This window comes from Bifidobacterium jacchi, assembly GCF_009078285.1.
Taxonomy (GTDB): domain Bacteria; phylum Actinomycetota; class Actinomycetes; order Actinomycetales; family Bifidobacteriaceae; genus Bifidobacterium; species Bifidobacterium jacchi.
This window is the reverse complement of record NZ_RQSP01000071.1, coordinates 1-6,741: the sequence shown is the minus strand read 5'-3', so window position 1 is coordinate 6,741 and position 6,741 is coordinate 1. Positions and strand designations below refer to the sequence as shown.

Annotated in this window: 2 protein-coding genes; both read right to left on the bottom strand. The window is 52.3% G+C overall.

Translation table 11 applies throughout. The features are described from left to right. Positions 1 to 2,926: Eco57I restriction-modification methylase domain-containing protein (locus tag EHS19_RS10210; RefSeq protein ID WP_151917657.1), on the bottom strand; the 2,926-nt coding region annotated here is incomplete at its 3' end. Positions 2,927 to 3,013: 87 nt separating this feature from the next. Then, complete coding sequence (locus EHS19_RS10205) at positions 3,014 to 6,601, bottom strand: SNF2-related protein (protein ID WP_175578432.1); 3,588 nt, start codon at positions 6,599 to 6,601, stop codon at positions 3,014 to 3,016. Positions 6,602 to 6,741 lie beyond the last annotated feature (140 nt).

Below are 6,741 nucleotides of genomic sequence, written 5' to 3'. Positions count from 1 at the left end.
ACCACTTGTTACTGGTCTTTTTGCGTGCCTTAAACTGCTTGCCTGAGTAGGTATGGGTAACTCCAGTTTGCTCCAAACGCAGTTGTCCCGATCCCAATGGACTGCTAGTACGTCCCTCCAATACCCATTCGCCATTGATCAACCAATTCTTCACTGCCGGGTAATCATCAATGTTACAATTTAACGATGGGAATAGTGTAATCGTGTACAAATCCGCAAACTCGTAGCTGTATCGCTTGATGTCGCGTCCGCGCAGCACGGGACGGATGATCTCGGCGCTCTTCGGATCGGCGGCGATGAGCTCGTCGCGCTTCTCCTTGGAGATGATGAACGCATCGTTCAAACCGGTCAGGACACCACGGTAAATACGCACGTCGAGCCGCTTGAGCGGCGTGCCCGCCTCCTCCATCTTGTGCTTGATGGAGCGTTCCACATCGGTCAGGATGACCCAAGGGCCACCGTCCGGCACATAACCGCCAGCATCCGGAACACGATTGAACGGGATGGTCACGGCATTGTTCTTGACGTAGTCGCCGATGTCCGTCAGCGAATCGTCAGCATATTTCACGGCCTGTCTCACCCCGTCCGCCTGTCCCTTGGCGAGCAGCATGATGTTCGTGTCGACGGTGGCGCTGCCGAAACGTCCGGCACCCAGGTCGATGAGCGAAATCACCTCGGCGTTGCGGGCGAAGTACTCGCGCAGCTCCTTGCCGTACCGGTTGCGCATCCACTTGTTCGACGTGATGTAATCCAGCACGCCATGCTCGGACAGCAACTCCATGCCACGCTCGTAGAACAATTCGTACAGGTCGCCGGTCTTGTTGTACGACCGGTACCCCAGCGACTCGTAGACGGTGCGCATGGTCTTCATCTTCTGCAGCTGCACATACGGCGGGTTGCCGATGACCACGTCGAAGGCGTCGACGCCGAACATGAAGTCCGGGTCGAAGAACGGCGCATGCCCCGTCTCGGAAACCGATGAAGCATGGGGATGGAAGTTGGCGATCTGCCGTCCCCGCGGGGAGGATTCGTCCTTGCCGCCCAGCTGGGCGGCAATGGTCTCGAACCGCTGCATCAGCTCGCTCTTTTTCTCCGAATCGGTGGTCGAGAAATAACGGTTGCGAATATCCGTCAACTGCTCGAATTGATTATTCTCTTCAGCCAAATCGAATGCGCCCTGAGAGAGCACCCCGCCAGCCGATACCATGGAGCTTGTCTTCGCTGGATCACCCTCGCCTGTATCATCAGCTAACGGCACCAGCGAATCGGCACACACGAACTTGAAATCCAGATTCGGTAATGGCGCAACCTGATCAATCGACTCGCGCTCCACAATCATGGACAGCCATACGCGCAATCGGGCAATCTCCACTGCCATCGGCTCAATGTCGGATCCGAACACGTTGTTCCGCAGAATTTCCAGCTTCTGTCGATAGGAGTCTGCCGTGGCGGTTTTCCCCATCAGACGAACACGGCATCGCATCAGCAATTGAAGCATACCCATTGGGAAGGCTCCCGAACCGCACGCAGGATCCAGCACACGCACATGTTCGAGCGCACCAAGTACACGGGGCAGCACGGTCTTGGTGTTCGAATTCCACAAAGCTTTACGAGGGTCACTCTCGCTCTCCCACTTTCCGTCCGGCGTGTCCAGCAAAGCGTCGATTCCTTGGCAGATGACGTCATCATCACCGAACGCACGATGCAGGTATTGGCGCAACGATTCACGGCACATATACGCCACGATTTCTCGCGGCGTATAGAATGCGCCCTTGGCGCTGCGTGCGCTGTTGCCGGTGTCGTCCATCTGCTCGGCGAGCAAGGACTCGAAGATGCGTCCCAGCATCTCAGGATCGATGGCCACCTGCTCGTAATCCGGCGTGGACTCATCGGTGGTGAAGTCGTATTGGTCGAAATGCCCATACAAATCGACGAAGAAGTCGTCCGGGAATGGAATCGACCTATCAGGGAAATCGGTGTCCTGTTCCTCGAACAAACCACCATTGAGGAACGGCGTGACCATATCCCCGTCCGCATCACGACGGTCCTTCGCCGTGTTCAGCGTGGCGAAGAACAGCCGTTTCAACTTTCTCTCGTAATACTCGGCGGCGTTCAATCCATCGATATCCAGGTAATGCTCATCAGGATTGATGAACCCTTTCTGGTTCAGGAACCATGCGAAGAGAATACGTCCAATCAGACGGCTTGAGAACATCTTCGCGTTATCCTCGTCGCAATTCGCATCGACAAGCACCTTGACCAGCTCGTTGAACCGCGTCGCGATGCCGGCGTAGAAGCGTTGGTTGACCTCGGCGACATTGAGCGCATCCCAGAGCGCGGCATGCACGCGCGCCTTGTCCTCGTCGCCGGCGTTTCGCACCGCCTCATCGCCTCCCAACACGCCATACAGCTTGCTCAGAATGCGTTTCTGGGTGTTCGACAGCGTGCCGTGCAACTCCATGGTGCGAAGATTGCCCGCTTTGGAAATCACAAGGACAATCGAAGAGGAACCAGCCGGAGCAAAGAAACTGATACCAACCGGACAATCCTCGAATAGTACGCCGTCCTCCCAATGCGGAGCCATCGCTACACAGGCACTGATGTGAGCCTTTGTAGCGGTCCCTCTCAAGCCACTGAACGTAGCCTCGAACAGATCATTCTCCTCGGTGAGATCACACACAAATGGTGTCTTCTCCATATGTGGATGAGTCACAAACCATTCTCGATGAGCTTCCATCTCCATTGGACGAAGAAGAGCGTCCGCGACTGCGGCATCGATATCGTCAAGAGTCTCGCCTCGGAGAATAGCCATCACCTGTACAGCCACTTGTACGGCCACGCTTTTACGGTCGTTATCCTCCACATTAGAGGAAACACATTGACCGTATTCGTCAAGCGCCTGCTGCAGACCCGCGAACGTAAGCATGTCCGTTCCTTCCCGACTTACGACTACATACCCAATGACTGTAAGGATTGTATATCATTCGCAGCCTGTGGTGCGCTGGCGCCACGGTCATAAATCGAGGGACATACTGGCCATGACGGAACGCCACTTGCCTCCATCATCATCCTCGTCCCGGTTTATGTCGTCTAAAAAGCTACGCCAATCAGCAAGCAATCCTTCACTGATCTCCGCCGACTGCGGAACGTCCATTTTCCGGTATTCCTTCCTCAGCCTGCCCATCAACGCTTCATATTGTTGCTTTGCCTGCACCAGGTTTTGAACGGGACCCAACATCTTCAACAATGATTTCACGCCCAGTTGCCTTTGCAGTAGCTCCAATAGCTCAATTTCGCTTTTCTTCGGCGAAAATCTTGCCGCGACTTTGGGAGATTTGCGCATTCCGACCATGGACAGTGCCCATCTTCCAATGTTGGTTCTATCCAACCGAGACTCGTCCGTTCTCCGGACGTTATCCTCAGGTCCGGTTTCCAGCAAGCCCAGAGCTTCCTCGTTCGAAATCGGCTCAACAGTCAATCTCGATCCCGTCTTCACACGTACGAAACGGTAGTTCATACCATTGCCGATGCCACCAATCTGTTCGTACATCATCACCACAGATTGCTGAAGCCGCGAATCAGATGGCAAATAATTCCACTTGCCACGCGGCATTGATTCAATGCGGCTGACGTCTTTCTGAGATGCTTGCGTCAGAAATTCTCTCAGCGCATATACATGGGCGTTCCGCCATGAAAGCATGTCATTATCCGCATCGACGGCATCAATCACATCCTGAATCTTGGAATCGTCGCCGCTGTAAAGGTCCTGAATGTATTCAATCGGATTCTCATCCTCGGAGGTCAACACGCCCTGATCGGTACCAATTGAATTCTTAATGGTGTCGATCTTGTACTTCAAACGAGAAAGCAACCCCAAATAGTACTCCAGATCATCGGCGGGTGCCATATTGGCAATCAAAACCCTGCCAAAACGCGATCCCAATCGATTAACTCGTCCATTGCGCTGCACCATGCGAACCGGATTCCAATGGAGGTCATAGTTAATGAGGATAGCCGCGTCCTGCAGGTTCTGTCCCTCCGACAAAACATCCGTGGAGAACAAATAGTCCAGCTCATACTCTGAGCCGGAGAGGATGTACTTCTTGGACACTGGGGAAAAACGCCCTACAACAGTATTCAAGTCCGAAGAGGCTGCCGTCAGAAACGCCGATTTCCTATCAAAATCAGGAATATCCTTCTTCAGCAACATCGGAAGCTGCTCATGAAGATAGTCGATGGTGTCGGCATAGGCGCTGAACACCAGAACCTTCCCTCCGAACCGTCCATCATGCAGCGCCTTCACAAGCTCCTTGGCAAACGAACCCAGCTTCGCATCCAAACCATCATCAATGCATGTCGACAATACCTTAAGAATCACACCAGTAATGTCTAGGTCGCGCTTCACATCACGGCGCAGCCCCTGTACATCAAAAACAGTTTCATCTGCTTTGTCATAATCGACGTTCCGATCGTCAAGGCTCTGCTCTGAATCGCTGATGGAATCATCCCAAAAAGGTAGACGCGACTGATCCTCATCATCGTCATCCAGCACCGGCAACGAAGACGACTTGATCACATAGCCTCGGTTCAACCATGCGGCGAATCTGTCGAGTCGTCGACGATATCGTTCCACAGACAGACGCAGCGCCTGCAACGAGGACTCAAGCCGCTTCAGCAAGATGGTCTGCAAAATGCTGTGAATCGTCGATCCCGAACGCAACTGAGCGAGTTTGTCTTCATCAGCTAAAGACAACAGCCTCATGTCATCCTCAGTCATGTTCCGATACTCCCACGCATACAGCAGCGACCGATACATAGGAAATCCAAGAAGAGACACCAGAGCAAACACATTACGTACCAAGGACGGGGAGTCATCCTTGTCAACATGGAACCGCTTCGGCTCCTGCTCAATAATATCCAAAGGATGGCGTAGACGTTGCGTCTGATCGGATAGCTTCGTCCCATCCACTTCTAGCGGATCGATTCCCTCGAACGCCCCGGCATGGGTGTGGATGATGGACTCCGCCATCTCTGCCGCCCGCTTCGAAAATGCATAATTGACCGTATCGAACGTGTTCTTCGGGAAAGCCATCGACGGATCACCATCGCTCAGCAGTTTCGCTTCCTCTTGAACCCCCTGTCTGGTCGAACGGACAACGAAATGGCTAATGCCTTGAGACAGTGGCTGACGATAGGCATTCCAGTCGAATTTGCCACCTTTGCTTTCCAGAGTCTTTTTCCTAGTATCAAGCCAGCGGAGAAACTCAAAGAAATCCTTATTCTGTACGCCTGCTGCAGCCTTGTTCGGGTCTTGGTATGACACCATAATTCCAGACTGCCTGCGACCACCCAATCCAAGTTCCAACTCACTGATCAGATCCTTAAAGCCATTATTAATTGGCGTCGCTGTCAGCAACAGCACCTTGGCGCGGGGATTTTGCTCAATCAATTTCAGAATGGCATTGAAGCGTTCTGAACGCTCATTGCGAATGTTATGAGCCTCGTCGATAACGATCAGATCAGCAGGATATGACCGACGATACGCTTCTCCTAACTGCTGAATAGCTGGGATATCTTGTTGGGATACCAGACTATAGCAGGATTCATCCAGCTTGAAGAAGCTTTGAAGGTCCATGCGCCATTGATCCTTCAATTTTGCCGGAGGAAGGATGGCAATGTTCTTCTTGCCTTCCTTCCTGAAATGATTAATGACGGCGCCGGCAGTCACCGTCTTGCCCAAACCGACAGAATCGGCAAGAATGGCCGTCCCCATTGACTTGAGTTTATTAACAAGGATTCCAGCATTGCGCTTTTGATATGCATATAGCACATCCGCATCTTCCGTATCATTGTCATCGTCCAATGCCGGTGATAGCTCATCGGGGAATAAACGCATCAATGCCTTGATATACACGTCATACGGACCATAGGTTTTATTGCCTACGGGAGAACTGCTCAAAATCTGTTGAAAATCACCTGTCCACTCCTGTACCTCAGGCAGGTTCCACATCATATTGAACCAAGAAAGGTGACCGTATTGCTGTCCTTCGATACGCGGCTGGTAGAGAACGACGTTTTCCTTGTTCTCCAGATAGTTCAATTCCGCATTACCGCCGGTTGCGGTATCCGACAGACCCTTGCCCGTGAAATTAGATGAACCAATGATGCCGACCGCTCCTACTGAGTCATAAGCACCGAACACATATTCCTTGGCATGGATAAACGGCTTACGGCAGATACGCACCTGCATACGGCCTTCCCGAATCATCGCCGCCAGAATACGAGCGGTCTCCCGATAGCGCGCTACCTCATCTTCGGGAAGTTCCCCCAGTCCTTTAAGATCTTCGGCAATATCTGCATCAGGAAAATCCTTGTACAGATTCGTTACATTAATGCTTCGCCTAGCGAATGGCTCAGCTCCAATCAGTATTCGTACAGAGCGATAATCCTTGATGAGATCAATCAACATCGATGTGCCAATCATATCCCAGTAACCTGTGACGATTGACAGGTCTCTATATTCAGGATTGGATGCGACCTGACGAAGAATCTCTCCCAAGGACCTGCTTTTATTATCAACGAACTGAACTAGCTGCGACATCGCTTCCTCTCCTTCTCTCCACGTGCACGGCATCGAATACATCACCATGTTAATGCACTTATCTCGAGCAGGAAGAAGTGCGACGTGCCTCACGTTTTTTGAGCGCGTAATGGTTAGTGGTGCCTCATTGGAATTGAGCG